General features: G+C 45.2%; 24 protein-coding genes and 1 pseudogene. 6 read left to right on the top strand and 19 right to left on the bottom strand.

The window, feature by feature from the left end:
• Nucleotides 1–81 precede the first annotated feature (81 nt).
• The 4 genes and pseudogenes from QUA77_RS12370 to QUA77_RS12355 form a co-directional block, all read right to left on the bottom strand.
• Nucleotides 82–1,011 carry a hypothetical protein gene (locus QUA77_RS12370; RefSeq protein WP_333450309.1) on the bottom strand — a complete coding sequence of 310 codons (930 nt, stop codon included), beginning with the start codon at nt 1,009–1,011 and terminating at the stop codon, nt 82–84.
• A gap of 190 nt (nt 1,012–1,201) precedes the next feature.
• A complete protein-coding gene (locus QUA77_RS12365; RefSeq protein WP_333450308.1) occupies nt 1,202–3,895 on the bottom strand; it encodes a protein-arginine deiminase family protein in 2,694 nt (897 codons plus the stop codon).
• 197 nt (nt 3,896–4,092) lie between these two features.
• Entirely contained in the window at nt 4,093–4,419 is a 327-nt protein-coding gene (locus tag QUA77_RS12360) for a DUF433 domain-containing protein (protein ID WP_333450307.1), read from the bottom strand.
• Nucleotides 4,420–4,475: 56 nt separating this feature from the next.
• Nucleotides 4,476–4,804, bottom strand: a pseudogene (locus QUA77_RS12355) (DUF433 domain-containing protein).
• Between the two features lie 578 nt (nt 4,805–5,382).
• On the opposite strand from QUA77_RS12355, the gene QUA77_RS12350 reads away from it, so the two are divergent.
• Nucleotides 5,383–5,697, top strand: coding sequence for a hypothetical protein (locus tag QUA77_RS12350; protein WP_333035261.1), 315 nt, complete (start codon nt 5,383–5,385; stop codon nt 5,695–5,697).
• Between the two features lie 20 nt (nt 5,698–5,717).
• On the opposite strand, the gene QUA77_RS12345 is transcribed toward QUA77_RS12350, so the two are convergent.
• The gene (locus QUA77_RS12345; protein WP_333035264.1) at nt 5,718–6,413 is read right to left on the bottom strand and encodes a hypothetical protein; all 696 of its coding nucleotides are present in this window, start codon (nt 6,411–6,413) and stop codon (nt 5,718–5,720) included.
• A gap of 259 nt (nt 6,414–6,672) precedes the next feature.
• On the opposite strand from QUA77_RS12345, the gene QUA77_RS12340 reads away from it, so the two are divergent.
• Nucleotides 6,673–6,870: a type II toxin-antitoxin system HicB family antitoxin gene (locus QUA77_RS12340; RefSeq protein ID WP_333450306.1), complete on the top strand. Its 198-nt coding sequence runs from the start codon at nt 6,673–6,675 to the stop codon at nt 6,868–6,870.
• Nucleotides 6,871–7,023: 153 nt separating this feature from the next.
• On the opposite strand, the gene QUA77_RS12335 is transcribed toward QUA77_RS12340, so the two are convergent.
• The 3 genes from QUA77_RS12335 to QUA77_RS12325 all read right to left on the bottom strand — a co-directional run bounded on the left by QUA77_RS12335 (nt 7,024) and on the right by QUA77_RS12325 (nt 10,164).
• The gene (locus QUA77_RS12335; protein WP_333450305.1) at nt 7,024–8,433 is read right to left on the bottom strand and encodes an NAD(P)(+) transhydrogenase (Re/Si-specific) subunit beta; all 1,410 of its coding nucleotides are present in this window, start codon (nt 8,431–8,433) and stop codon (nt 7,024–7,026) included.
• Nucleotides 8,430–8,723, bottom strand: a complete 294-nt coding sequence (locus QUA77_RS12330; protein ID WP_006633295.1) for an NAD(P) transhydrogenase subunit alpha — start codon at nt 8,721–8,723, stop codon at nt 8,430–8,432. The genes QUA77_RS12335 and QUA77_RS12330 overlap by 4 nt, the downstream gene beginning before the upstream one ends.
• A 292-nt stretch (nt 8,724–9,015) precedes the next feature.
• On the bottom strand, nt 9,016–10,164 hold the full coding sequence (locus QUA77_RS12325) for a Re/Si-specific NAD(P)(+) transhydrogenase subunit alpha (RefSeq protein WP_333450304.1): 1,149 nt from the start codon (nt 10,162–10,164) through the stop codon (nt 9,016–9,018).
• A gap of 447 nt (nt 10,165–10,611) precedes the next feature.
• Between QUA77_RS12325 and QUA77_RS12320 the strand changes: the two genes are divergently transcribed.
• Nucleotides 10,612–11,124 carry a DUF2808 domain-containing protein gene (locus QUA77_RS12320; RefSeq protein ID WP_333035270.1) on the top strand — a complete coding sequence of 171 codons (513 nt, stop codon included), beginning with the start codon at nt 10,612–10,614 and terminating at the stop codon, nt 11,122–11,124.
• Between the two features lie 528 nt (nt 11,125–11,652).
• Nucleotides 11,653–12,924: an MFS transporter gene (locus QUA77_RS12315; protein WP_333450303.1), complete on the top strand. Its 1,272-nt coding sequence runs from the start codon at nt 11,653–11,655 to the stop codon at nt 12,922–12,924.
• A 203-nt stretch (nt 12,925–13,127) separates the two neighbouring features.
• Here QUA77_RS12315 and QUA77_RS12310 read toward each other — a convergent pair whose 3' ends face one another.
• The 10 genes from QUA77_RS12310 to QUA77_RS12265 all read right to left on the bottom strand — a co-directional run bounded on the left by QUA77_RS12310 (nt 13,128) and on the right by QUA77_RS12265 (nt 21,574).
• Complete coding sequence (locus tag QUA77_RS12310; protein WP_333450302.1) at nt 13,128–13,895, bottom strand: ATP-binding cassette domain-containing protein; 768 nt, start codon at nt 13,893–13,895, stop codon at nt 13,128–13,130.
• A gap of 158 nt (nt 13,896–14,053) precedes the next feature.
• A complete protein-coding gene (glyQ, locus tag QUA77_RS12305) occupies nt 14,054–14,932 on the bottom strand; it encodes a glycine--tRNA ligase subunit alpha (RefSeq protein ID WP_190660228.1) in 879 nt (292 codons plus the stop codon).
• A 127-nt stretch (nt 14,933–15,059) separates the two neighbouring features.
• Nucleotides 15,060–15,347 carry an NfeD family protein gene (locus QUA77_RS12300; protein WP_333035279.1) on the bottom strand — a complete coding sequence of 96 codons (288 nt, stop codon included), beginning with the start codon at nt 15,345–15,347 and terminating at the stop codon, nt 15,060–15,062.
• A 48-nt stretch (nt 15,348–15,395) separates the two neighbouring features.
• On the bottom strand, nt 15,396–15,584 hold the full coding sequence (locus tag QUA77_RS12295) for a hypothetical protein (RefSeq protein WP_333061508.1): 189 nt from the start codon (nt 15,582–15,584) through the stop codon (nt 15,396–15,398).
• Nucleotides 15,585–16,280: 696 nt separating this feature from the next.
• Nucleotides 16,281–16,751, bottom strand: coding sequence for a GNAT family N-acetyltransferase (locus tag QUA77_RS12290; RefSeq protein WP_333035283.1), 471 nt, complete (start codon nt 16,749–16,751; stop codon nt 16,281–16,283).
• A gap of 280 nt (nt 16,752–17,031) precedes the next feature.
• On the bottom strand, nt 17,032–18,411 hold the full coding sequence (locus QUA77_RS12285) for an amidase (RefSeq protein WP_333450301.1): 1,380 nt from the start codon (nt 18,409–18,411) through the stop codon (nt 17,032–17,034).
• Nucleotides 18,412–18,622: 211 nt separating this feature from the next.
• Nucleotides 18,623–18,925 (bottom strand): type I restriction endonuclease, encoded by a 303-nt coding sequence (locus tag QUA77_RS12280; RefSeq protein ID WP_333450335.1) that lies wholly within the window; start codon nt 18,923–18,925, stop codon nt 18,623–18,625.
• A 39-nt stretch (nt 18,926–18,964) separates the two neighbouring features.
• Entirely contained in the window at nt 18,965–19,252 is a 288-nt protein-coding gene (locus tag QUA77_RS12275; protein ID WP_333450300.1) for a hypothetical protein, read from the bottom strand.
• A gap of 43 nt (nt 19,253–19,295) precedes the next feature.
• On the bottom strand, nt 19,296–20,345 hold the full coding sequence (locus tag QUA77_RS12270) for a DUF1611 domain-containing protein (protein WP_333450299.1): 1,050 nt from the start codon (nt 20,343–20,345) through the stop codon (nt 19,296–19,298).
• A 158-nt stretch (nt 20,346–20,503) separates the two neighbouring features.
• Nucleotides 20,504–21,574, bottom strand: a complete 1,071-nt coding sequence (locus QUA77_RS12265) for a dipeptide epimerase (RefSeq protein WP_333450298.1) — start codon at nt 21,572–21,574, stop codon at nt 20,504–20,506.
• A 121-nt stretch (nt 21,575–21,695) separates the two neighbouring features.
• Here QUA77_RS12265 and QUA77_RS12260 point away from each other — a divergent pair, with 121 nt between their 5' ends.
• Together QUA77_RS12260 and QUA77_RS12255 are read left to right on the top strand one after the other, a co-directional pair.
• Nucleotides 21,696–22,409, top strand: coding sequence for a hypothetical protein (locus tag QUA77_RS12260; RefSeq protein ID WP_333450297.1), 714 nt, complete (start codon nt 21,696–21,698; stop codon nt 22,407–22,409).
• A gap of 48 nt (nt 22,410–22,457) precedes the next feature.
• Nucleotides 22,458–22,904: an NADAR family protein gene (locus QUA77_RS12255; RefSeq protein ID WP_333450296.1), complete on the top strand. Its 447-nt coding sequence runs from the start codon at nt 22,458–22,460 to the stop codon at nt 22,902–22,904.
• A 453-nt stretch (nt 22,905–23,357) separates the two neighbouring features.
• Here QUA77_RS12255 and QUA77_RS12250 read toward each other — a convergent pair whose 3' ends face one another.
• Nucleotides 23,358–24,062 carry a hypothetical protein gene (locus QUA77_RS12250; protein ID WP_333450295.1) on the bottom strand — a complete coding sequence of 235 codons (705 nt, stop codon included), beginning with the start codon at nt 24,060–24,062 and terminating at the stop codon, nt 23,358–23,360.
• Nucleotides 24,063–24,354 lie beyond the last annotated feature (292 nt).

The following is a 24,354-nucleotide window of genomic DNA, read 5'->3' as shown; positions in this document are numbered from 1 at the left end:
TAATAAGTAATTGGTAATTTGTAATTAACAACAGGGGGGGCTTATATATTTTGTAACTACCCCCTGATACAATTATAGTTGCTATTTGACTTCAATTTTAACTTGGTAGTTTGCTTGGCGATCGCCTGAAATTTCAATAGTATAATCGCCGCTACTGGCTAGTTGACCTTGCCACTGACCTGTGCTGTCAGCAGTACCTAAATTTTCACCGTTAGGAGCAATAATTGCGGCGCTAACTTGACCTTCTTGAACATTTATTGTCATGCTTTGGCCGCTATTGCACTCCAGTAAGTAGCGCCTGGATATGTTGGCTCGCAAACTATTGCTCAGAGTAGTTCCCGTAGCACCGGCTTGAAAGTAAACTCGCTCGGTTACAGGGGTTTCAACCGCAGCGGGAGTTGGAGTTGGAGTTGGAGAAGGCAACGGCGACGCCGAGGGTGACGGCGAAGCAAGTTGGGGAACGCCAGACACAGAGGGTATTTGAGTGGGACGGGGCGACGGATAGATTGTGGCGGGCAGTCGAGTTCCAGGTGCTGGGGGAAGTCCGGGCCGGCGGCTGGCGGGCGCTGTTGCGACAGGCGGAGGGCTTTCGGGGAGGGGTACGTCAGCGGGTAGTTTGATTTGCAGGTTCGCTCTTTCCTGATACATTCTCCACGCTAGCAAACTGCCGAGACTAAGGACGGAACCGACTAACATTCCGCTGAGAAAAACTGCTAAGATTTGCCAGGATCGAGCTGGTTTTGGTTCGGGGTTGGCAGTTGGAATTGTTGGAGGCGGATAACTTGCAAGTTGAGTTGTTGCCGGCGCGCTATCGGCGGCAATTGGAATTGTTTCGGCCACGTCGATTGGCGCTGAAATATCTTTGGACGCGACAATTTCTGCGGGAGTTTCTAGGGGTGCGGAAGTTGAATCGCCACTGGCAATTTCACTGCGCTCGAACTCATCACTGGCAGTGGAAATTGTTTCCGGTTGCTGAGTCAAAAGTTGTTTTTTTTCCTGTTCGTCGCTCATGGGGCTAAATTTATTTTACAAAGACCGCTTTTAGACATTTTACGTTACTGGTGCGATCGCCTGCACTGAACAACTACGGCAATGCTCTTGACAAATTGCCGTCCGTGTCTATCGAGAAATCTATCTGCTGGGGCGATCGCAATTTACCAATTTTCTGTAAATATTGAGTTCAAATTGCGATCGCAAATTACTACTGGGCTCCAGTATTAGGCAAAGACTGCCAAAAAGGCCGCTCTTCTGGCTTCCTCACAGTATTAGTCGCCGACTGCACGTTTCCTTTCAATTCTTGATAATACCTGTCATCCAGAAAACTAACGCTGACGCCAGCAGGAAGCAGCAGTTGCCGCAATCTTTCCTGAGTGTAATCTACACCCTCAATCATTGGCCCGCGCGGATTTGAAACTAACAATTTGCCGTTAACTGGCACCGAATTGACCATATTGGGCCACCAAGCATAACCGCTGTAGCCAAACATCACCGGAACTTGAATAATTTGGTCGTCTCGGAGTAAAAATTCTCTTTTCAACTTCTCTATAATCGGATTAAGTTTCTGATTTTGCAAATAGAGATTGTGTTGAATTAAAGCACGGTTTTGCAAAGCGGCGCTGACAGTTGTTTGAGTGCTCAAACCGCGATTGATCGTCACATCGCCGTAACCTCTTCCCTCCAATTCTTCCAACAGCTTAACTCCAGCTTCGGGACTGGCGATCGCCATTACATATTGTCCGGGAGTTTGAGTGGGAATAAAATTGATAATTTCATCGACTTGGCGAGTCAAAAGCCAAGAAGTATCAATATCCACTGGCGGCCCTTGAATTCGCTGAGCTTGAATAAAATCCAGTACCTCTGGATTAAAACTAGCATTTCCCGAATTCCCGTAATAAACTCGACCCATTGGGTGTCCGGGAATCGGCGGTGTTACCTGCAAATTGCCGTATCCGTCAGACCACTGACTTACAGGGTCTAAAGAACGAGGATTGCCAATTTTAACTACTTTCAAATCCCGGTCTTGAGTTAATTTAACAGGCGGGTTTTTCTCTGGTTCGCTATTGCTTTTTAGGGCGACATTAAACAGGCGTAAATCCGATTTTTCTGGCAATTGAACGTAGCCGTTTTTCTGGGTATCTTGCATCCAAGTGCGATCGCCCTGGAGAATTTTTACTTTAGCGCCCGTGGGTTCTACTGCTTGTTTTAGTTGGGAGATAAATTCGCTGTTTACCGAGCCTCTGTCGCTGACCTGAACTTCGGTTACTGGTGCTGTATTTGGCGCTATCATCCAAGGACTAACGCCCATTTGGATTGTGGTGGAGGCGATTTCTTGACCGTTGTTTTGGGCAGTTGCTTTGAGATTAACAGTACCGTTCCAATTGCGATCGGCAAATTGTTTGGCTTCGACACCTAAAACAATATTCGTGCTGAAAACTAGAGGTTTAGCACCGGATATATCTACAGGTTGCCAGCCGTCGCCCGTCTTCTGAAAAACGCTGATGTGAGGGCTAGCAATGCTGTCAGCAGTGATAAATAACTGAGAGGTTTTGAAGTTTTCAGACAGTGTTAAGTTAACTTGAGAAAGCATTGCTGCACGGCGGGGAGCGCTAACTTTGGTTTGTTTCCAAGTCGGTATCTTGCCGCGATCGTTATTGCGATCGTTAAATAAAATGAGCGCGCCCTTGGACAAAGACCATTGTTCTTTTCCGGCTTCGTCTTGCTCGTTAATTTGGCCATCTCTGTTGGTATCTCCAGCAAAGAAAAAGTTCGGCGGTGACGCACCAGGCGTAACTGGGGCGGGAGTTGGTGTTGCAGTTGATTCAGGAGTTGGTTGAGGAGTTGCTTGCTGATTTCTCTCTAACTCTTGTCTTTCAAGTTCTTGTCTGGCTAGCTCTTGCCTTTCAAGTTCTTGTCTGGCTAACTCTTGCCTTTCAAGTTCTTGTCTTTCCAGTTCTTGTCGGGCTAACTCTTGCTTTTCAAGTTCTTGCCTTTCCAGTTCTTTTCTGGCTGCTTCTTGCCTTTCAAGTTCTTTACGGGCTAATTCTTGCTTTTCAAACTCTTGCCTTTCAAGTTCTTTACGGGCTAATTCTTGCTTTTCAAACTCTTGTCTTTCAAGTTCTTTACGGGCTAATTCTTGCCTTTCAAGTTCTTTACGGGCTAATTCTTGCCTTTGGAATTCTTGCCTTTCTAGTTCTTTTCTAGCCCGATCTTTTTTCTCTTGCTCTTTTCTCTCTATTTCTCGACGAGCAAATTCTTTTTTCTCTTGCTCTTTGCGGGCTCGCTCTCTTATCTCTTCTTCCTCGGCTCTAACTTTCTCAACAGAACGTGCAACTTGCATTTCATAGGTAGCGACACTGAGGTTTCCTTGGTATTCGATGGTTTTGTCGATCGCCCGATCGGCCAAAAAAGATTCGTGAGGAATGAGTCGCAGCTTATTGATAGCCAACTGCCACAGCCGCTGGGACTCTTCCCAAGTAGCAGAAGAAGGATTAGAAGTGCGTCCAATTAAGACTGCTTGGGCGGCTAATTTAGCAGCATCGTCCCAATTATATTTGGCTCTTTCTTCTATTTGAATCTGACTTTGAACGTTTTGGAGTTGCTGCGTCAGAGTTTGAGATTGCTGACGCTGGATTGCTGATTTCCAAAGTTCTGCAGGAAACGGGCTGCTGTCGGGGGTTTTGGCAAGGTTATCTAATTGTACTTTGAGCCGATCGCGCAATTTGTAGAGTTCGGAAAGGGATTGCGGAGTTTCGCCGTCTTGCTGTCGCGCAGAGATTGCGAGTTGGTAGTTTAGGGAAGGTTGAGCCACTGTTGTGGGGACTGCAACCCAAATAATACCGATGACGACACCGAAACCATTGATAATGGCGATCGCAATATATTTAACCAAGCGCATATAGTTTATCCTCTGACACGCCAATAATTTTACCTAATCTGGGGAGCAATGGGGGATTTATTTATAAGGACTTACGCATGGCGGCCCAGAAACCGGGTTTTTTACGAAAATACTTTGTTGCTGCAGGCTGATTCGGTAAAAACCCGGTTTCTTTGTCGGAGTCCGTAAGTCGGGTTATGGCAAATTCTCGCCATATTTTAAGCAGCCTCATTTTCTTTGATTGCTTGTTCAATTTCTTCTGGATAAGCATCAGCATAAGCCCAAGCATTGACTAAATCAGCCGCAGTCAAATGAGGATAGCACTTCAAAAGTTCAGCATCGCTAGATCCGAGACGGCGATAACCCACAAGTACCCAAACTGGTATGCGAGTATTGCCGATACAAGCATCGCCGCCGCACACACCGGGAGTTTTTTTAATGCCTAGAGAACCGTTGGTTAAAGTTTGAGTTAGGATGCTGATTAGTTTAGCTTTATCAACCGCATTTAAGGTTAAGACTTGAGTTTCTAATTCTTGTATAGTCATAAGTGCGATCGCTCGGATTTGATATTAGTTAAATTATAGCAAATTCGCGCCATGTTTTAGGCTTCCTCATTTCTAGCGATCGCTGCTTCAATTTCCTCTGGGTGTGCCTCAGCATAAGCCCAAGCATTCGCCAAATCGGCTGCACTCAAATAAGGAAATTCTTGCAAAATTTGCACATCATTTGCACCCAAAAGGCGATAATTTACCAGCGACCAAATAGGTATGCGAGTTTTGGCAATTCTAGCATCGCCACCGCACACGCCCGGAGTTTTTTTTCTATTCCTTGCCAAGTATTGCTTAAACTTTGAACTAATAGCTGTATTGCCTGAGTTTTTTCACGGGGAGTTAAGGCAAGGAGTTGTTTTTCTAATTCTTTCAGTGTCATTGTTTGCTATCTAATTAAGATTGAATAACATCCAGGTTAGAGTACACCGCAGTGCGCTGTCCCTACAAACAATTCGGGTTGGGATACGGCAGTGCCGTATCCTGACAAATATCTGCAATTAACCAACAGAATTTGAATGCAATCTATTAGCTAGATTATAGCGCTTGAATCAGCGCGCTCGCCCGTTTTGTTACCACATCTCGGCAATACTGATTCCTTACCCGTAGCTGCGAATTAAAAAAAATGGTACGATCGTATTAATGTGCGATCGAGAAAATCATACACCGCTATTGTAGAAATTATTCGCAGGAATTACGCACTCAGACCAAAGAAACCGCGTTTTTTAGAGAATCGGTCGCTGTGTACGAAGTATTTCGCAAAAAACCCGGTTTCTGACCGCGCACTCAGACCAAAGAAACCGGGTTTTTCAGGGAATTTGTGGCTGTATACGAAGTATTTTCGCAAAAAACCCGGTTTCTGCCTTCCCACGAGTCAGTCTTATATTCATTTAGTCGCTTTCTCCATAAATGGAAGTAAAAATCGTGAAATCGCCCTGTTATTTCCTAATTTTTATCCTTATGGGATTATCCTTAACAAGCTGCGAACAGGCGAAGTCATTTCAAAAAATAGATCGAAAATTTAAAAATAGTAATGCGATTGAACAACACAATTTTAACTTGCAAGAGGGCGATCGAACGGTCGAGCGAACTAACAACATCCAAGCAAGTCCGAAGAGTGGGAAGTTCGCTCCAACTACCAACTCACCGGAAGAAAGTGCGATCGTGTTAGGAATCTTCGGGTTTTGTTTAATGTGTTATTTATTAGTTTGGAAGTTTCGCGGGAGGGAAGAAGCTAACAAGATGCTGAGAAGAATCAGAAGAAGAGTGAAGTGAGGATAGATACTTGCTAAACCTCATTTTTTCTTAGTGCGGTTGCGTTTTCTCGATTCAGCCGCCGTATTTTTTGCTTTTTTTTGTTTTTCTTTACTTGCTTTAGATCCATTGACAGCACTACCACTTATCGGGTTGCTGGAAAATCCCGATGTATCGGAGTTTTTAGCTGCAATTATAGGAGCAATGCTAGCATTATATATCTCCTGAAATTGTGTTAGACCTTCCCCCGTACTCATATCAAACCCTGCTTGATGACCGAGCGTTACAAAGGATTTGGCAAATCCAAATTTAGAGGAATCTTCCATAATCTCCTTAAATTCCGGCTCGATATCCCGCAGGTATTTGATAATTGAAGTGGCATTTCGCAGTTTAAATTCTCGCTTCAAAAATTGCCAGAACGCCAATAATTCCGGGATAGCATTTTCACCTTCTTCCGGCGAAAGCAAACTCACTTTCCTGGGAAACAACTCTTCGACTACAGTTGCCACATCTTCCACTTTCATGCGAGGCAGCGTAAAACCTTCATAGCCGAAACCGTAATAAATGAACTGCGAGATCCAAAATCCAACGTCTGGATAAGTTTTACAGTATTCTTCTCCTTCGGGAGAATTGACAAATAGCTCGATTAGCGTTTCCTGATAATCTTCCAGGAGTGGTTCTGCTTCGTCATAATCTAGGTCATTTAGTTGGCGGATATTAAAAGGTTGATCTGACATAGTTGAAAATTTTTTAATTTAATTGACGTTAGCTCTAAGGTTAGTACAATTTTTGCAGTTATATTAATTCTTTAGGATTTCCTTATATTTAAAAAATCTCCGATCGCAGGTATATTTGACTAGCACCGATCGCCCGTGACTATTTAAACCAAGCTAGCATTGTATAGGGCGATCGCCCCTCTCCACCGAACAGCGAAAGATGTGATATAATCTCCAGTAAAACTATAATTGTTTGCTTGGCAGTCCGCCACTTCAAAGTATGAAGTCAACACAACAGTTTACAGCAATTATTGAACGAGAAGGCGACGGCTATATATCCCTTTGCCCAGAACTTGATATTGCCAGCCAAGGTGATAATATAGAAGCAGCGCGACGAAATATGATCGAAGCGTTGGAACTATTTTTTGAAACAGCACATCCTTCTGAAGTAAAGAATCGGTTGATACTCGGCGATTGAAATCGCGACTATACAAACGAAGTCAGCCTCCGCCGACTGAAGAATATTAACATCAAAACTAAATCCAAACAAAAACCCGGTTTCTCGAAGAAACCGGGTTTAATCATCTGCGTTAATCCGCGTTAATCCGCCTTCATCAGCGGTTGCAAAATCCTACAACTGCTTCACCTCAGCAACCAACTTCGCAACCACATCCTTAGCACTACCAAACAACATCATCGTCTTATCCTTGTAAAACAACTCGTTATCTACACCCGAAAAACCAGCACTCATCCCGCGCTTAATCACGATCGTATGTTTGGCCTTATCAACCTCCAAAATCGGCATCCCGTAAATCGGGCTCGCCGTATCGTGACGCGCCGCCGGATTCACTACATCGTTAGCCCCGATTACCAAAGCAACATCAGTTTCGTCAAACTGCGGATTGATATCGTCCATATCGTACAACTGCGGATAAGGCACGTTTGCTTCCGCCAACAGCACATTCATGTGCCCCGGCATCCGCCCAGCCACCGGGTGAATTGCGTATTTCACGTCAACACCCATTTTTTCCAAACCGTCGGCTAACTCGCGCACCGCGTGCTGTGCTTGCGCTACAGCCATTCCGTAACCGGGAATAATTACAACCGATCGCGCATAACCCAACATCATCGCACTTTCTTCGAGATTGATGCTGCGAACAGTTTTGTCAGTAGCACCAGCAGCCCCAGCAGCAGCCCCAGCACTACCGCCACCGCTACCAAACGCGCTAAACAGCACACTACCAAGTGATCGATTCATCGCCTTACACATGATTTGCGTCAAAATAATCCCCGACGCGCCCACCAATGCACCAGCGATAATCAGCATATTGTTCATCAAAATGAACCCAGCCACACTCGCCGCAATCCCCGAATAAGAGTTAAGCAGCGACACCACTACCGGCATATCGCCACCGCCAATCGGGAGTACAAACATGATTCCCAGGATATTGGAAATCGCCACCAAAGCCAGGAATACCGGCACATTTTCGGGATTCGTCAGCATATAACCGCTGCCGGCTAAAAGTGCGATCGCCAGCATGGCATTAAACGGCTGTTGCAGCGGAAACGTCATGGGCGCACCAGGTAGCAATTCTTGCAGTTTCGCAAACGCCACAAGGCTACCAGTGAAAGTGATTCCGCCAATCAACACACCCAAAAGGATCGTGATTGTCGCGTCTGGAGTTGGCGATTCCGGGATGCTGAGATAGCGCCAGAATTCGCCCACAGCAACGAGTGCAGAAGCCGCGCCCCCGAAACCGTTAAGCAAACCCACCATCTGCGGCATATCCGTCATCGCCACGGTATTCGCCATAATCGTTCCCAAAATGGAACCGACGATAATTCCGACAGCAATCAATTCGTAACTGACTACTTGCTTTTCCAGCAACGTACCGACGATCGCAATTAACATCCCGATCGCAGCTAACACATTTCCTTGACGGGCGGTTGCAGGGGAACCCAACTGTTTCAAACCGATAATAAACAAAGATGCGGCAACTAAATAACCTAGTTGAATGCCACTGGGCAGAAAATCGCTCACGCTTTAACCTCTTTTTTCTTGAACATTTGCAGCATTCGATCGGTTACTAAGAAACCGCCGACAACGTTAATTGTGGCCAGGGCGATCGCGATCGTCCCCAAAATCGAAGTAACAGTCACATTGCCTTGGCCTGAAATCAGAATTGCACCTAAAACCGCAATTCCCGAAATCGCATTGGAACCCGACATCAAAGGTGTGTGCAGCGTCGGCGGGACTTTATTAATTACTTCAAATCCCACAAACGACGCTAGAGTAAACACAACTAAACCTGCAATCAATCCTTCTGCCATAACAATTGGTAATTGGTAATTGGAAATTGGTGTGAAATTAACGCTAAAGTCCTTTATATCTCTCGTTTGTTGCCGAGTCTCGATCCCCCTAAATCCCCCTTAAGAAGGGGGACTTTGAATACTTCTTGTTCCCCCCTTCTTAAGGGGGGCTAGGGGGGATCTGGCCCTAGTCACCAAACAAAAAAAGCCTTTTCTGGAGATATTTAATCAGTTCTTCAGTCCTCTTAAGAGGACTTTAGCTTTGAGGCAGGGGTTTCAACCCTTGCCGGACTGTGCCTCATAACGACAGAATCTAACTGACGGCTGAAGCCTGAGTGGCCAAAGCATCCCGAACTCGCTGGTTGCTAATTTCACCGTCGCGGGCGACGCAAGCACCAGCAATGATATCGTCTTCAAAATTCAAATTGAGTTCCTTATCTTTCACCATCAACTGAAGTAAAGAGGAGATATTCTTCGAGTAAGTTTCGCTAGCGTGGACAGGCATCGACGAGGGCACATTAATCGGGCCGATCACATTAACGCCGTTCCATTCAACATCTTTCCCCGCTTCAGAACATTCGCAATTGCCGCCTTGTTCGGCCGCGAGGTCAACAATTACCGATCCGGGCTTCATTTGAGAAACCATTTCTCTAGTAACTAAAATAGGTGCTTTTCTGCCAGGAACCTGAGCCGTTGTAATCACTGCATCGGAAGCGCTGACGTGTTGGGTGAGCACTTGGCGGGTGTATTCTTTGGCGGCTTCTGATAATTCTTTAGCGTAACCTCCGGCGGCGACGGTTTCTTCCTTGAGTTCAACATCAAGGAATTTAGCGCCCAAACTTTGCACTTGTTCTTTTGTTTCTGGGCGGATGTCGAAGGCTTCGACTACCGCACCCAAACGGCGCGCCGTGGCGATCGCCTGCAAGCCAGCAACGCCCACACCCATTACCAATACTTTCGCGGGGCGAATCGTACCCGCCGCCGTTGTCAGCATCGGAAAATACTTTGGCAAAGCTGCGGCTGCGATCAGTACCGCTTTGTAACCGGCGACGTTACCCTGAGATGACAGCGCATCCATGCTTTGAGCGCGGCTGGTGCGCGGGATCATTTCCATGCTGAATGCCGTTACTTTGCGATCGGCTAAACGCTGCACTAAAGCTGGATCTCCCAGAGGATTCAAAAATCCGATGAAAACGCCTCCTTCCCGGAGTTGATGAACTTCTGATTCTTGCAGGGCTCCGATTTTCACGACGACATCGGCTTCGCCCCACAGCCTAGCGGTATCGGCGACAACCTGAGCTCCCGCTTCTTCGTAAGCTAGATCCGAGAAAAAGGATTGTGCGCCGGCACCGGCCTCAACCCAAACTTCGACGCCCTGTTTGACTAATCGGGCTACAGCGTCGGGTACTAAAGCCACCCGGCGTTCCCCTGCTGCTATTTCTTTTGCGATCGCTAATTTCATACACTCTCCTTATTTAAGCCTTCCTAGGACGGTTGAAACCGCGCCTACACAGCAGACAAAACCTGCCTCCGCAGGTTTCTTGAAGTGCGATTTTTAATCGCCCGATGCCTTGCTTTACATTGAAGCAGCCGTTCCCCTAAACTTCTCTCGTTGATACTAAAGCCGATCGCCCAAATTCGACCCGTATCTTTAACTTATCTTATACATTCAAATTCGCTAAATGGTTAAGTTTGCCACCGATTATGATATAATTTTATGTCGCCTAATTCTGTAGTCTGAATGTCAGTTATCAGTATTACGCAAAAATTACGCAAAAAAAAGTGACCTCAGCCGGCGGTCGCTCGCCCTCATCAAATTGCTGAGAGATTCGATATATTGTAGGCACGATCGCAAATTTCGGGCGAGCAATATTTAAGGTTCACCAAGAGTTTAATTAGAGGAGTTGTTATGCGACGATTATTTTCAGCACTAGCGGTTACAGGTTGCTTGGTGGCTGGATTACCCGCCATCAGTTTAGCCCAGTCGATGCCAGGATTCACGATTTTCGGCGGTCCCGAGCGCGCCAACCAATTAAGCTATCGCTTGGATTACGGTACAGCCGGGATGAGCGGCGATAGATATCGGCTGCGAATTCCTTCCAAAAAAGTAAGTTTGGCGATCGCCCAACTGAACATATCCTATCCAGACTACTACAAAGGCGAATTTGACCAAAAAGACATTAAAGTGCGCGTCAAAGACAAAACAATAGAATTGCAAGAAGTAATCTGGGACAAAGAAAATCGATTCATAGAAATTTATCCCAAAGAACCAATTGCTGCCGGCAACAATGTTGAGGTTGTACTCTCCAACGTCAGAAACCCATCTCCCGGCGGAATGTACCATTTCAACGTCCGCATCCGCACCCCCGGCGACGTTCCCTTGCTGCGTTACCTCGGTACTTGGCTGTTGAGCATTAATTGAGGGAAGGATTCGGAGAAGGAATTTCTCGTTAGTCAAGCGATCGCGACAGAAAAATTTAAATGTGGCGATCGTTTTGCTGCGGGCAAAAATTTAACAATACTCAAATCCGGGTTTTCGGGAGTTGTAAAATAGAACCTTCGGCTCATATCGCAATTCTCAATGATTCGTAATAATGAGTCTAGGGGCAGCCCCTCGATGGTTGCCCTTGGCTAATTAGGGGTAGGCCATTGGTAACAAGTTAAGCTAAGAAAGCATTTGTCAATCAGCAATTATGCTCAACATTTACTCGGATTTTGGGCATAAAACTGAGATTTGGGCGATCGTGCGATCGTGCCGAGGGTGATATTTATACCTACTTCCTCTCAAATCGTGAATTTTCCACTCCTAAAAAAGCTGTTTTTTTGAGTAATATTACTGATTGACAAATGCAATTAAGTTTTAACTTGTCACCAATGGGGGTAGGCCCAGGGGCGCTACCCCTACAAAATGTTTACCAATCAAATAGGATTGCTCTAGCCGTACTCTCGCATGAATCTACTAGCAAAAATCAAAACAATAAAACTTCCTCCAGCGCTGCGATCGAGAAATTATCGCCTGTTTTTTGCAGGACAAGGCATCTCGCTGATTGGTAGTTGGATGACGCAAGTCGCTACTGTTTGGCTTGTATACAATTTGAGCGATTCACCTTGGATGCTCGGCGTGGTGGGATTTACAAGTCAAATCCCCACATTAATTTTACTGCCTTTTGCAGGAGTTTTAATCGATCGCTGGAACCGCCACCGAGTCATAATTGCCACTCAAATATTAGCGATGGTTCAATCCTTAGCGCTAGCATTTTTAGCGCTAACAGGAGTCGTGAACATTTGGCAGATTGTGGTACTGAGTTTCTTTCAAGGTGCAATTAACGCCTTTGACGCGCCGGCACGGCAAGCTTTTGTACCCGAACTCGTGGAAAAGAAAGAAGATTTAGCAAATGCGATCGCCCTCAACGCTTCCATGTTCAACGGAGCCCGACTAATCGGCCCAGCAATTGCAGGTTTGCTAATAGCTACAGTCGGGCCAAGTTATTGCTTTCTCATTGATGGACTCAGCTACATCGCTGTAATTGCAGGCTTATTAGCGATGCAGATCAAAGCCTGTAAAATTGCAGCAACTAATACCAAACCCTTACAAAGATTAAAAGAAGGATTCGTTTATGCCTTCGGGTTTCCTCCGATTCGAGCAATTTTACTGCTATTAGCATTAGTCACTTTTGCCGGAATGTCGCACACAGTTTTAGTCCCGATTTTTGCCACCAAAATTCTGCAAGGCGACGCACAAACCCTCGGCTTTTTGATGGCATCTTCGGGAGTCGGAGCATTTGCGGGGGCGATTTATTTGATTTCTCGCAAAAGTATAGTTGGCCTCGGCAAATTGATTGCGATGTCACCGGCCATTATGGGATTCGGACTGATAGGTTTTGGTTTGTCCCGCGTCTTGTGGCTGTCATTAATCATGATGTTGTTTGTGGGGTTTGGTTTCATTATCCAATTTGCAGGAGGAAACACATTGTTGCAAACAATTGTGGAAGACGACAAACGCGGAAGAGTGATGAGCATATACACGATGGCATTTTTTGGAGTGACACCATTTGGGAATTTAGTTGCCGGCGGATTGGCAAATTATATCGGCGCTCCCAATACAGTCATCATTGGAGGTATAATTTGTATTTTAGGCTCCATAGTTTTTACCAAACAGTTGCCAGCTTTAAAAAACTTAGTCCGACCACTTTATCAAAAAATGGGTTTAATTCCCCAGTAGCGATTTAGCGTAAAAGCACAAATGCCAACATTAAGCAACATTCCCAAAGCTAATATCTCACTGTATCTCTAGCAATCCTCAACAATTTATAAACTTCTCTCTTTCCCTCTTATCTTCTCTTTCTCTGCGCCCTCTGCGCCCTCTGCGGTTAAAAAATCCAAATTAATTACGCAACCCGTCGCAGAAAGTGTTTTTGAACTTGTTCACCATTCTTGTTGGGCTTCTGCTTCTGCTTGGATTAAATTTTGCCGCAGTTGCACCCAATTTATTTGATGGGAGGGCAAATCTTCGATGAGCTTTCCGCGCTGTAAATGCAGAATTTGCGTGCTAAATTGCTCGGCTAATTCTAACTGATGGTTTACCATTACAATTGTGGTTTCGCCGTTTGTTAGCTGTGTCAATACTTGCAAAAGGTGGGCAGCTTTTCCGGCGTCTAGGGCGGATGTTGGCTCGTCTAAAAGCAAGATTTTTGGTTCCAGGATGATGCCGCGGGCGATCGCCACTAGCTGTTTTTGGCCTGTGGAAAGCTGGAATTCGCTGCGATTGAGCCATTCTTGGGGTATGTGCAGTTGTTCGATCGCCCCGCTAATTCTCTCAGCAATGTTTGATGAAGTCACGCCCCGCAGCTTTAAAGGATAAGCCAATGCTTCTCGCACCGACATTCCCAAAAGCTTGGATTCTTGCAGGATGAGGGTGATTTGTTTGCGGAGTTCGATCGCAGGTATTTGGCGATATTCTGTATTTTCCAGATAAATAGAGCCGCTGGTGGGAGTGGTGAGGCGATTTAGCAGTCGCAACAGCGTTGTTTTCCCCGCACCTGAAGGGCCAACAATTGCCACGCGAGATCCCTTGTGTACCTGAAACGATATATTTTCCAACAAATGACTTGAGGCGATCGGTGTTTTCAAGCTTACACCCTCAATTCGCAGTTGAGGATTTGTTTCTGTATTATTTTCCGAATAATTAGGCATTTAATTAATTAAAAATATGGCTTTCGTGGAACGGGCATCTTGCCCGTTCTTAAGGCAGGCAAGATGCCCACTCCCCAATCCAACTCACTCTTTGTGGAACGGGCATCTTGCCCGTTCTTAAGGCAGGCAAGATGCCCGCCCCACAATCCAACTCAAACTCAAACTTTTACAGCTTTTTCTAAAGGAAAACCCAGCTTTTCGCGCTGTTCCAAATAAAGCTGAGCAACTCGCCGCGCCAAATTGCGAATTTTTGTGATGTAGCGGGTTCTTTCCGTTACCGAAATCACACCTCTAGCGTCGAGCAAATTGAAAGTGTGAGAACATTTTAGCACATAATCAAGACTAGGCAAAACCAATCCTTTTTTTGTCAATTGTTCGGCTTCTTGCTCGTACAATCCAAATAGAGTAAACAGCAATTCGGGATTGGAAGCTTCAAAGTTATAAGTACACTGTTCTATTTCTCCTTGCAGGTGAACGTCGCCGTAAGTGATGCCATCTTTCCACTGAATTTTCGTCATGGCATCGACTTCTTGGAGATACATTGCTAGGCGTTCTAGTCCGTAGGTAATTTCAATGGAGACGGGGCGACAGTCTATGCTACCGCACTGTTGAAAGTAGGTAAATTGGGTGATTTCCATGCCGTCGAGCCAGACTTCCCAGCCGACGCCCCAAGCTCCGAGGGTGGGCGATTCCCAGTTGTCTTCTACGAAGCGAATGTCGTGGTCTTCTGGGCTAATTCCTAATGCTCTGAGGGAGTCTAGATAGATGTCTTGGATGTTGGGAGGAGAGGGTTTAATTAAAACTTGATATTGATAGTAATGTTGGAAGCGGTTGGGATTTTCGCCGTAGCGTCCGTCGGTGGGGCGGCGACAGGGTTCGATGTAGGCGACTGACCAAGGTTCGGGGCCGATTGCTCTGAGAAAGGTGTGGGGATTCATGGTTCCTGCACCTTTTTCTGTGTCGTAGGATTGGGCGATCAGGCAGCCTCGATCGCTCCAGAATTTGTTTAAGGTGGCAATGACTGATTGAAAATTCACTGGTTTAAATATGGCTAGTATGTGTCTCAACTTATTTAAGCATACTAAAGGCAGGGTCTATTGAAATAAACCCTGCCGAAATCAGATATGGGTGTGAAAAGTTAAGCCGTTTGGATCGAGTTATGATTTAGTCTGCGGGAGCGAGGGAAACTAACAGAGTGATGTTGTCAACGCCGATGACATAAACCGTGTCTCCCGGTGTTAGGGTGATTTGGCGATCGCAACGTGCGGGCCACCAGCTACCTTGGAAGCGGACGCGACCTGTTTGATTCGGGTAAATCGATTCATCAACCACTGCTTCTTCGTTGAAATAGTTAAAATTGGTGTTGACGTAATTTTTGATGAGCATATTGTTAGCGCCGCTGTATCCTTGGGTAGAGAAAATCGAGCCGAAAGCTTTTACTACGTTGAACATGATATTTACTCCTGTTGTGTTAAAATATGTGGATGTGTAATTGTCTGTTTATGCTATTTGAGAGGCTGCATTTCCTCGGTTAAGATTGATTGATGGCCTTGATATTTCATTGTTCTTGCCTTCCGTTGTTTTATCAGGATAAAAGGCAAAGAATTTTTCAAAGGTTGAGGGGATTTGAGAAGCGGTTGCGGGGAGTATAAATCCAGTAATTCCGAGGTATTGAATTAAGGATTTCATTGTTGAGCAGTTGGTAGGATTTACCTCAAGGGTAGATGTGGTTAGCTACATTAGAGATTGTCTGATTCCGCATTACTGCTGCTGTGAATATCTGGGATTTTTGGGTTTAGCTTTTGGGTTGAATTCTTTGATTGGGTTGTGACTCACTTGCTTTACATTTACTAATTTGCCAGGAGTCGAATATCTTTGGTGCGATCGCCTGTCCACTTTCCGAGTCTGGTACTGGCACAGGACACTTTCAAACCTGCAAACAACGATTTTGCAAAGGTTTCTTCCTACCTATCAGGCTGGTAGCTGTGCCAATTTAGCCAAGTGGACTACCGCAAACAGTGAATTATGAACTTACGCCGTCTCGATCGCCCAATCCGGAATATCCATACATATCTAGTCGGTGACTTACGCACCAAACCCCTAAAAACCCGGTTTCTGACACCCTGTGCGCCACTAGCGGCCCGTAAGCGGATCTATGATATGAGGCACTTTACCAGGGCACTCACCCGCCCTCCCCATGCGATGTTGATTTGTACCTACCTCTTTAGACATAGAAAATAGGCGATCGAGATTGACGCAGATATCAGGAGGCGGTAGGAGTATTTGATCGATGCAGGTCGATCGCACCCTGTTATCCAATTATTGAACCGGTCGAACTTAAAATCCATTCATAAATTCAGAATATTAAATTCATAAAAGTCATAATTATAGACAACCTGCTTGATACTGCATAATTGTTACAGGAATTCTGAATAAAGTTTTAGCTAATTGAGACAAACCAAACTTAAATTTAAGCGACTGCGGCAATTCTTGTACGGAAACTTCTACGAACCCAAAGCGAGTATAAAATGATGCGAGTCGCTTTCCCAAACATTCTAAATATAGCGGTTCTGTAGCTTGTTGAATTAAATATTTTGTGAGGTAGCTTCCCAAACCTCGATCGCGCCAATCTTTCGCCACCACCAAACTGCCCAATTCTTGCGCGCCCGCAAAGTTCCGCAACTGCCCGCAAGCTGCCAATTTTCCCTCGCATTCGATGACCCAGAATTGCTCCCAGCGCAACTGAGTTGGATCGAGTCGGGCGCTCCACACTAATATTCTAATTGATTTGATGTCTTGAGCTGATGCTGGGCGGATGGCGCATTCAGACGGCAACGAAAAACAACTTTCATTCATTATGATTCCATAAAATTAGCTTTAAGTAGGTAGGCGCTGTAAAACACAATTATGTTAAGGATTGTAAAGTATCCAAATGCCCTAAGCGTGGCTAAGTTAGCCCTGTTGACATATTGTTACATAGCTCGGTTTAATCCCGCTTACCTACTTAACTACCCTCAGGCTTTTTTCAAGCTATACCGTAGGGTACAGAGTAATCTTTATGGGCTGGGACAACGCCGATGGCTCTTGGTCATTGCTCCCGCAGTCAGATGCCCGACACCAATGACAAATGACATTTCTAATACCCAGGCGGGCGTTGAAAAAAACCAGTTACTTGAGTTAACTTTTCCGCAATCTCTAGCAGTTTCAGATCGCTTCCACGCCGTCCCACCACTTGCACGCCGATGGGTAGTCCTTCTTTTGACTGGGTAAAGGGCAGCACTACGGCAGGGTTGCCAGTTAAATTGAAAATTGTTACGTAAGCACCTATTGTTGTCCAATAAGAGAACTCGCGACCATCCACCTCAATGGGTTCTCCTGGCTGACGGTGGGTGAAAGCAGGCACTGGCACCACTGGACACAGCCAAACATCCCAATTAGATAAGAAACTTTCGATATTAGCAATCAGAATATCGCGCTCAATGAGGGCGTTGACATATCGTTGTTGCCGTTGAATCTGCGTCAGGTGTGGCTGGGATAAACCCAATTCAAAATTATAAATATTGAAGTAAGTATCACGTACCGCATTGCTATCAAAATTTGGCGGCTCGTTGTGTTGCTCTACACAGCATCCTATATCTGTCAGGGATGATGCTAATTTCTCTAGAGCAGCTTTGGTTTGAGCTGTGGCTGGAATCTCACCAAAACCTTCTGTCCAAGCGTAGCGGTACGATTGTAGCGTGGTTGCTGGGTTAACTTGTTTGGATATCGGTATTACTTCTGGCTGGCGGGGGTCTGGATCTTGAATCAGTGACAGGCACAATCGCAAGTCTTCTACAGAGCGGGCAAGAGGTCCTATTGTTTGTAAGTGGTGGATAGTTTTAGGTGTTCCTGGTAATTCTGGAATATGTCCAAATGTTGAGACGCGATTCTGGCTTGGTTTCAAGCCGAAAATGCCACAGAAGTGAGAGGGAACGCGGATTGACCCACCAATATCACTACCAAGTTCAAGAGGGGATAACCCCGCAGCTATAGCACTCGCTCCACCTCCTGTGCTGCCGCCTGGCGTATATTCATGGTTCCAGGGGTTGTTTGTTCTACCAAACAGAGGACTGTTGGTCTGAAAGTTACCAGCTAGTTGTGGTGTATTCGTCTTGCCCAAAATAATTGCTCCTGCAGCACGCAGTCGAGCGACGACGGTAGCATCTTGCTTTGGGACATAATTAGCTAAGGGTTGATAACTGCTGGTTGTGCCTAATCCTTTGGTTTCGAGGGTGTCTTTGATAGTTACGGGTACTCCATGTAAGGGCCCCCAATTTTCTCCTTGAGCTAATGCTCGATCTGCCACTTTCGACTGCGCGATCGCATTTTCCGCATCCAGAGTCACAATCGCATTTAGTCCTGGGTTGTATTGAGCAATCTGACTCAAATAAGCTTCTATTACTTCTGTTGAAGAGACTTGACGAACGCGGATTGCTTTTGCTAATTGATGAGCAGTTAAATAAACTAAATCATTCATTATAATTAACTCTTGTTATCAATACCTAAGTAGGTAGGCGCTGTAAAACACCATTCTGTTAAGGATTGTAAAGTATCCAAATTCGCTAAGCGTGGCTAAGTTAGCCCTGTTGACATATTGTTACATAGCTCGGTTTAATCCCGCTTACCTACTTAGTAAATTTATTCTTATTTTCCGGGTCGAGTTCCAGAGGGTGCATTTAAGTATAACTTCAATCACTAGAAATTATACCACCTAGCCGCTTCAAAATGCGAAAAACTTCGTAAGGTTCATTTCCGGGATTCGCAATATCGAAAAGTTTAGAGACGGCATACTGCGGTGTGTCTCGTTTGGTCATTTTGATAAATCGAAAGCTGCTACCATTCGTCAGAAGCCCAAATGTTACTGGTTCGGGGCTGGGGTCATTTAGCATATAAAATAGTAACTGAGGAAGCCCAGCTTCAACGGAATATTGAGAGCGTTTTGCTTCGATCGCAACTACCCAAAAAGATTTAAGCAATAGCAGGACATCGATGCTACCCTTGACAATTGTATCTTCATCTTCAATAGTCAGTTATACTGATTTTTCTGCCTCTATGTGAAAGGGAGTCAAGTAGAAATCTGCTAAAAATAGCAAGGGAGCCAGTACCACCCTTTTTACGGTATCTTCCAGCATCGCGTACTTGACACTGTTGATATAACCTGCTTTTACGTTGTCGAGCGCTCGCTTTTTGTCATCGCTAATTTCCGGTAAATCGTCAATCCACTCCCGGAAGAATTGCTCGTCTTCACAAAGTTGAAAATTAAATTTTGTTTCGACATCTAGCAGAGTCAGTGTTTTTGCTTGAATGCTTTGTGTCATAGTTTTATTTAGTTATTTATTAGCTGTAATTTATTGTAGCATATCAACTGTCGATCGCCTCCAACAACACCTCCGCGCCAAACCTTACCGCATCGGTACAAGGCAATCCCGTTTCTGCTTGAACTTCAGCTATTGCTAACAGCGCATCTTCCTGATTTAAGTGATGAGTGTTGAGGGCAATCGCGCTCACTTTTCCCCCTGCAAAAGCACCCGCAGCAGCAGCAACCATTTCGTACAATTCGACCACTTTTGATAACTTAGGAATCGATACGTGCGGGTGATTGCGAATGCTAGTTTGTCCGGCTCTGTGGGCTAAAATTAAGTGAGTTGGCTGCGAACCCCGCAACAGCGGCAGAGTCGCCGTCGAACCTGGATGCAATAACGAACCTTGCCCTTCTACGTGCAGAATATCGCATTCAGAACCCAATTTAATCACCATTTGTTCGACAGCACCAGCGGCAAAATCAACTCGCACTGCATCCAAAGGAATACCTTCATTTCCGATCATTAAACCCGTTTGTCCGGTTGCCAAAAATTTGGAACGCAAACCCCGCTGTAAGCAAATGCGGTTGAGTTCTAAACTGGTTGACATTTTGCCAACGCTCATATCTGTGCCAACAGTTAACACGCGGCGGCAGCTTAATTTAGCGGCGGCGGCAGAGGCGATCGCACCGACAGATTTCGGTTCCTGACGCACGTCCCAAATCCATTGATTTTCGGTTAAGGGAACTGTTATCAAAGGTGCAAGTTTTGCGTGCAAACCGTTGACAATTGACAAACCTGCTGCTACCGCTTGATTAATTTCTGGCAGCCATTCCGCAGGCAAAATACCGCCGGAAGGAGCGATACCAATTAGCAGAATATCCGGCGCAAATTGCAGTGCTTCTGCAACGGAAGCAACTATCGGTACTTGTTGAGGAATACCCGTTAATTCAGGTAAAGATTGTCCTGCACATTGGCGGTCTATTACTGCTACAATTTGTGCTTCGCTGTAGCGCAAAAATGCTAAGCCTGTTTTGCCGGAAGGGCCAATAATTCCCTCATGCAGTAAGATAGCAACTTTGCCATTTTTGATGGGATAGTTTTTAGTCATTGGTTCACTGTAAGTAGATGAAGCTTGAAAATACATCAGGCCTGGGCGCAGTGAGTGAAACTTTAGTTTTCGCGAGCCGAAGGAAAGCAATCGCAAAGTTTATGATAGCTTGATATTCTGTTACATGGTAAAGTTTATTAGCGCCGACCTACTTACTTCTATTCTCCAATCTCAACTCGCCGCACTCCCAATCCCGATCGCCCGTTTGGCAGCAAACACCCATTTTCGACGATCGCACCTGTGAAAGGATCGTCTAATAAATTTAAGTGACTGTCCAAATCCAAATAGTCAGCTAGCGGTGAAAGTTGTGCTGCTGCTGTATTTGCAATCGCGCTATCTGAATAGCAGCCGAACATTACTTGCAAATCGCAGGCTTTTGCTGTGTGAATCATCCGCATTGCTTCAGTCAATCCGCCTGACTTCATCATTTTGATATTGATGCCGTGGACGCAGTGCGCTAACTTGGATATATCGGAACTATTAAAGCAACTTTCATCAGCAAAAATTGGCAGGCGCGATTGACGGTACAGTTCTGAGAATTCCTCCATATCGGCGACGGGTGAAAGCGGCTGTTCGACATAATTTATATTGTATTTTTCCAGCCACTGACACATCTCGGCAGCATCTTTTAAACTCCAACCGCCGTTAGCATCAACACTGATTTTAAGGTTAGGTGGCGCTTCGTCAAGCACTGCTATTAACATAGCTTTGTCGGCTTCGATTCCTGCGGGATTTCCTAATTTGACCTTGACGGCGCGGTATTTGATACCTGCTGGATCTTTGCCAAACCAATCGCGCACTCTTTCTCTTGCACCAGAGGGCGAATTAATGCCGATTGTGACGGAGGTGGGGACGATGCGCGATCGATCTAATCCCCACATTTTCCACAGCGGCAAGCCTGCTTTTTTGCCCAGCCAGTCGTGCATTGCCATGTCGATGCCGGCGCGGGCGGCTGAGGGTAAGTTGACCTCTGTTAATACTTGTTCGATTTTTTGCCGATCGAACGGAGTAAACTTTTCTAGCAGCGGTGCAACCTCCTGCAATGCGGCTAGCAGAATTTCGGTAGTTTGGGGCCGAGAACCTGTGGAAAACGGCGAAGCTTCTCCCCAGCCTTCGATTCCTTCGTGTGCTAATTTTACCCATAAATTGGTACTTTGGGCTGTTGTACCGCGGCTGATGGTAAGGGCAAACCGCTTGCGGACAGTGAAAGTTTCAATTTGAACGTGCATTGTCAGTGATTGGTTATTTTTTGTAGATAAAAATCCGAGGTGGCGGATTGCGCCGCTATTGCCATTTTTTACTTTTTACTTTATAGTTTGATTTTCCTTGTTCTAGTTTATCAAAAACTTGATGAAATTCCTGATTTCTGTTTCGCCGAAGAGAGTTGCTTTCTCTCTCAGCATTTGGGTGCTCTTCTTTGCTGTTGCTGGTTGCATCGTACAAGTTCTCCGCTACGGTTTTAACTATCAACAACGCTGGATTAGTTTGTTTAACTTAGACAGAGAAATAAATTATCCTTCCTGGTACTCGTCATTTACTTTGCTGTTTTGCGCGATTTTGCTAGGTATTATTGCTAGTGCTAAGAAGAAGCAGGGCGATCGCTATTTTGGACACTGGAAAGCGCTGGGGTTCATCTTTGTATTTTTTTCGTTAGATGAAATCTTGAGTTTGCACGAAATATTAATTATTAACGACTTGCGAAAGGCACTAGATTTAGGGGGACTTTTTTACTTCATTTGGGTAATTCCGGGGACGATTTTTGTTGTGGTTACTGGGCTGGCTTATCTCAAGTTTCTCCGGCACCTACCCCGGAAAACAAGGGATTTATTTTTACTGGCAGGCAGTATATATGTCGGTGGAGCACTTGGCATGGAAATGGTTTGTGGCTATTATGCAGATGCGGTAGGTCAGCGAAACTTGAGCTACGGTTTGATGGCTTCTGTTGAAGAAATTTTGGAAATGGTAGGGGTGATCGTATTTATCTATGCCCTGCTGTCTTACATCGGTTCCCATCTTGAAACTATTGATTTGCGGTTGAAGATAGTCGATAATCCAGAGAGGTAAAACTGACGATAAACCAACATTCTTAACGAAATTAAAATCGCAGACTTTATGCCTATCTACTTCTACACTACTGGCAGTGAATACGGCTGTTTTTCTAATTTTTCCAGTCATGGATTCGAGTTAGACGGAGAATATTGGTCAACTACTGAGCATTATTTTCAAGCACAAAAGTTTCCCAAAACGGCTCATTGCGACCAAATTCGCCAAGCAAAAACGCCGAAAGATGCCGCAAAAATGGGGCGCGATCGCTCTCGTCCCCTCCGCAAAGATTGGGAAGAAGTCAAAGATGATATCATGAGAAAAGCCGTACTCCGCAAATTTGAAACTCATCCCGAAATTAGAGAAATTTTACTCGCTACTGGTGATGAGGAAATAGTCGAAAATTCTCCTAGTGATTACTATTGGGGTTGCGGCAAAGATGGCAGCGGCAAAAATATGTTGGGACAGATTTTAATGGAAGTAAGGGAAATATTGCGAAAAGGCACGTCAGAGTAAAAAATAATTTAAATTTCCCATCATAAAGCAGGACTTGTTTAATCGTAAGTCCTGCAAGGCTCTAGGCGAGCATTTTCCCAATTTTATTAAACACGCTGACTCAAAAATCCGCCTGACCAACTGTCGAATTTTGTGCCAATCTCCTCAGGCTGTTCTGGTAGAGGGTTTAGCCTCTCCGAGAAGACGGCAAAGCAGGGGAAACGGTAAAAACCCTGCACCACCTTTTGATTTCAACAACTACTGTCAACCCGAATTAACTTTTTTCGTCGCAAGTACAGCATTTGTGCGCCAGTCGCCTCCCGGACACCGTTCTCCTTAGGTTGGCGATTCACAGGTCAAACAGCAAAAGTCCTGTTCTGGTTAAAGTTTGTTTTTTATTGATGCTGTATCTTTCTATTGTGTTGGATTTATGTCAAGTTTTAGCTGTTGTACAGAATTCTTTACATTGGTGATTTATTTGGATACAATTGCGCCCCTCTGTCGCAGTTGCTGTTGAATTCGGTTGAATTCTTTCTGTTCTGCGCTTAGCAAAGTATTGTCGATCGGCGATCGCATATCCCACTGCAATTCGGACAATAACAACAAACAGCCAGCCATAATTATTCCTGTGGTTAGATATTGCCAAGGTGCAACAAAACTTAATAGAGGAATGCTAAATAAATGAGTTAGTCCGATCAGGAGAAAAGTGCGCGATCGCAAACCGAGTCCCGTACAAAAATAGCCGATCGCGCTCAACCCCAACCACAAATCACAAAGATGCAGCAACAAACCTCCCCAACCGACAAAAATACTGCAATCAGTTAGAACCAAACCAGTTATCATCAGCATCGCCCAAGAGTAAAGAATCCAGCTAACTCGCTCGACTCTTACCCAAAACAAAGTCAAAACGGCCATTGCCGCAGTGCCAATTAGAGTCAAAGTTGACCACAGAATCGCCTGAAAGCTCCAACTGATAGGGACAAACTGAGCCGTAAAAAAAATCCCTCCTGTCACCAAACCCCAAAGCAGAAAAGTTTGGTCGATGCGGGTATAAAATCCTGAGAAAAGAGTAATATTTCCAATTTGCCAGCGGAGTTGCAACAGGCCTTCGAGGTCTTGTACGTCGAGATGTTCCTGTTTGCAGCGGATTAGGGGTTCGGAGGCGTTGAAAAAGGTCATCCAGTGTTGGGGAAAGTATGAAGTTTTGTGTATTGTAACAAGTCTTAAGGAATAGTTTTCAGATTTTTTCTTGTTCCCCGGCTTTGCCTGGGGACGTAGATGGGGAGGCTCTGCTTCCCGCCAGTCTCAAAGCCTCCCGCGAGTCTGAGACAAGCGAGGCAGAGCCTCTGGATATCGATTTCCAGGCACAGCCAGGGAAGCAGTTAACAGTGGATCATTTGTGACAAGTTAAGAAAAAGTGCAAATTGTCAAGGGGGTAGACCAAAAAAGGTAAAATAGGATGAAACCTTTA

Origin of the sequence: Microcoleus sp. K5-D4 (genome assembly GCF_036704575.1) — a bacterium.
Taxonomy (GTDB): domain Bacteria; phylum Cyanobacteriota; class Cyanobacteriia; order Cyanobacteriales; family Microcoleaceae; genus Microcoleus.
Note: the sequence above shows the minus strand (reverse complement) of the source record. Positions and strands in the feature narration are given on the sequence as shown.